The following is a 3,464-nucleotide window of genomic DNA, read 5'->3' on the forward strand; positions in this document are numbered from 1 at the left end:
CCCGCCGGCCGGAGCCCGCCGGCCGGAGCCCGCCGGCCGGAGCCCGCCGGCCGGTAACCGCCGGCCGCGGCCGCCAGCCGCTTGTCACATATGCGGTACGTGACAGACGTGCGCGCGCGATCGCGTTCGGGTTAGGCTGGCGCGCGACGTCCGGTACCCCTACGAGGACTGGAACGACATTGATGGCCACATCCGCAACCGCGGCTTCGCCACGCCCCCGATCGCCCGGCGACGGGGAACCGGCGCTGGCCCTGAGCCGCGCGGAACTCGACTCACTGCTCGACGCGTCACCCTTAGCGGCAAATACTACACGGGCTGTCGTCATGACGATGGGCGCGTTACACGCCGGGCACGCCGAGCTGATCCGCGCCGCCCGGGCCCGCGCGGACCAGCTGATCGTCACGATCTTCGTGAACCCGTTGCAGTTCGGCCCCCGCGAGGACCTCTCCCGCTACCCCCGGACGCTCGACGCCGACCTGAAGCTGTGCGGCCGCGAAGGCGCGGACATCGTCTTCGCCCCGCCGGTCGTGCACGAGACCCCGCCGCTCGTCCGGGTCAGCGCCGGCTCGCTCGGCGAGGTGCTGGAGGGCGCCAGCCGCCCCGGGCACTTCGACGGCGTCCTCACGATCGTCGCGACCATGCTCCACCTGACCCGCCCGCACCTGGCCTTCTTCGGCAAGAAGGACGCCCAGCAGCTCGTCCTCGTCCGGCGGATGGCGCGTGACCTGGCCTTCCCGACCGAGATCGTCGCGGTGCCGACGGTGCGGGCCCCGGACGGGCTGGCGCTGTCCAGCCGCAACGCCTACCTGACCACCCACCAGCGCCGCAGCGCGCTCGCGCTGTCACGGGCGCTCGCCGTCGGGGTGCGCGTCGCCGACGAGGGAGCGGACGTGGTGCTGGCCGCCGCCGGCGAGGTGCTCGCCGGCGAACCGGACGTCGAGGTGGGCTACCTGCGGCTGGCAGGCCCCCACGATCTGGCACCGGTACGCACCGGCCAGGCGCTGCTGCTGGTCGCGGCCCGGGTGGGCACCACCCGTCTGATCGACAACATCGAGCTCACGCTGCCCGGGGAGGACGGCTGACCGTGTTCCGGACCATGCTCAAATCGAAGATCCACCGCGCCACGGTCACCCAGGCCGACCTGCACTACGTCGGTTCCGTCACGATCGACGCCGACCTGATGGCGGACGCGGACCTGCTCCCCGGCGAGCAGGTCACGATCGTCGACATCGACAACGGCGCCCGGCTGGAGACCTACGCGATCGCGGGCCCGCCCGGCAGCGGGATCATCGGGATCAACGGCGCGGCGGCAAGGCTTGTCCATCCCGGAGATCTTGTGATCATTCTGGCGTACGCGGTCATGGCCGATGCCGAGGCCCGCCGGTTCACCCCGCGGGTGCTGTTCGTGGACGCCACCAACCGGGTCGTCGCCCACGGGCAGGATCCGGCGGCGGCGATCCCGGACGACCCGTCCAGCCTGCGCGGGGACATCGTCCAGCCGCTGTCGGTCGATCAGCTGTCCGTCGACGGGACGAGAGCCGGCCGGGAGGCGCCCCGGCACGAGCCGGACGGCGGGCGGCCGGCCACGGTCGGAGCGCGGATCCGCCCATGACCTTCCTGCCCTGCCGCCTCGGCACGCCCCGGCCTGGCTGGGCCCTCGACGCCGACATCGTGGTGATCGGGTCGGGGATCGCGGGGCTCAGCGCCGTCCTGCACGCCCGCGCGGCCGTGCCCGCCGGCCGGGTGCTGCTGGTCACGAAGGCGCGCCTGGACGAGGGGTCGACCCGCTGGGCGCAGGGCGGCATCGCCGCCGCGCTCGCCCCGGAGGACTCCCCCGAGGATCATCTGGCCGACACCCTGACCGCCGGGGTCGGGCTGTGCGACGCCGACGCCGTGCGGATCCTCGTCACCGAGGGGCCGGCCCGGGTGCGGGAGCTGGCCGCGCTGGGCGCCGCGTTCGACCGGAACGGCTCCACCGGCGGGTTCGCGCTGACCCGCGAGGGCGGCCACCTGCGCAGCCGGATCGTGCACGCGGGCGGCGACGCCACCGGCCTGGAGGTCGAACGGGCGCTCATCACGGCGGTACGCGCCGACCCGGGCGTCGAGGTGATCGAGCACGCGCTCGTCCTCGACCTGCTGCTGGACGCCGACGGCAACGCCGCCGGGGTGACCCTGCACGTCCTGGGCGAGGGCAGCAAGGACGGGGTGGGCGCGGTCGCCGCCCGCGCGGTGATCCTCGCCACCGGCGGGATGGGGCAGATCTTCGCCGCCACCACGAACCCGCCGGTGTCCACCGGGGACGGCGTGGCGCTGGCGCTGCGCGCCGGCGCGGTCGTCACCGACCTGGAGTTCGTCCAGTTCCATCCGACCGCGTTGTGGCTGGTCCCGCCGTCGACGGCAGCGGGAGCGCGGCTGGGGGCGGGGGCGGGCCCGGCCGGCGCGACCGGACCGGCTGGCGGCGACGATGAGCCGTCCGGCGCGCCGTCCGTCTCCGGCCAGCAGCCGCTGGTCAGCGAGGCCATGCGCGGCGAGGGCGCCCACCTGGTGGACGCCGCCGGGCACCGGGTGATGGACGGCGTCCACCCGCTCGCCGACCTGGCGCCGCGGGACGTCGTCGCCAAGCGGATGTCCCAGGTGATGTCCGCCCAGGGCGTCGACCACCTCTACCTCGACGCCCGCGGCCTGGGCAGCGCCACCCTGCTGCGGCGCTTCCCGACGATCACCGCCCGCTGCCGGGCCGCCGGCGTGGACCCGGTCCGCGAGCCGATCCCGGTCGCTCCGGCGGCGCACTACGCCAGCGGCGGCGTACGCACCGACGTCTGGGGGCGGACCAGCGTCCCCGGGCTGTACGCGTGCGGCGAGGTCGCCTGCACGGGCGTGCACGGGGCGAACCGGCTGGCGTCCAACAGCCTGTTGGAGGGGCTGGTCTTCGCCGCCCGCATCGGCACCGATCTCGCCCGGGGGCTGCCCGCCCCGACGAAGCCGGCGAACCCGGTGGTGGGACGCGGCTCGGCCGGGCTCGCCGACCCGGCGGCCCGCGCCGACCTGACCCGCGCCATGGCCGACGGCGCCGGGGTGCTGCGCAGCGCGCAGAGCCTGCGGGCGACCGCGAAGACGCTGGCCGCCCTCGGGGACCTGCGGGCCGGCGGCACCGTCACCGCCGGCCCGGACGCCTGGGAGATGACCAACCTGCGGACCGTCGCCACAGCGCTGGTCGCGGCTGCCACAATGCGTCAGGAAACCCGCGGCTCGCACTGGCGGGAAGATTTCGGTAACACTGACGACGCACGCTGGCGTGGCCACATCCTCACCCAGCTGGACGCGGAAGGTGAGCTCTCAGTGACATACGAGCCGTTGAACGCCGCGGAGGCCGCGCCTGCGCCAGGCCACCCGGCAGCCGCCGGGCACGCCTCGGACCGGGCCTGATGCCACTGCCGTCCCCACCGCCGCTGTCGCCGTCGCCG

The 3,464-nt window shown here is 75.1% G+C and carries 3 protein-coding genes; all 3 read left to right on the forward strand.

The genetic code is table 11. The features are described 5' to 3' along the window. The first annotated feature begins 182 nt into the window (after positions 1 to 182). Genes panC through NBX02_RS22030 form a run of 3 tightly spaced genes read left to right on the forward strand, consistent with a single transcriptional unit; the run spans position 183 to position 3,426 of the window. A complete protein-coding gene (panC, locus tag NBX02_RS22020) occupies positions 183 to 1,082 on the forward strand; it encodes a pantoate--beta-alanine ligase (RefSeq protein ID WP_250292901.1) in 900 nt (299 codons plus the stop codon). 2 nt (positions 1,083 to 1,084) lie between these two features. Next, complete coding sequence (gene panD, locus NBX02_RS22025; RefSeq protein WP_250292903.1) at positions 1,085 to 1,612, forward strand: aspartate 1-decarboxylase; 528 nt, start codon at positions 1,085 to 1,087, stop codon at positions 1,610 to 1,612. After that, complete coding sequence (locus NBX02_RS22030; protein WP_250292906.1) at positions 1,609 to 3,426, forward strand: L-aspartate oxidase; 1,818 nt, start codon at positions 1,609 to 1,611, stop codon at positions 3,424 to 3,426. The genes panD and NBX02_RS22030 overlap by 4 nt, the downstream gene beginning before the upstream one ends. Positions 3,427 to 3,464: the final 38 nt, after the last annotated feature.

The sequence above is a fragment of the Protofrankia sp. CiP1_Cm_nod1 genome (genome assembly GCF_920888515.1).
Classification (GTDB): Bacteria; Actinomycetota; Actinomycetes; order Frankiales; family Frankiaceae; genus Protofrankia.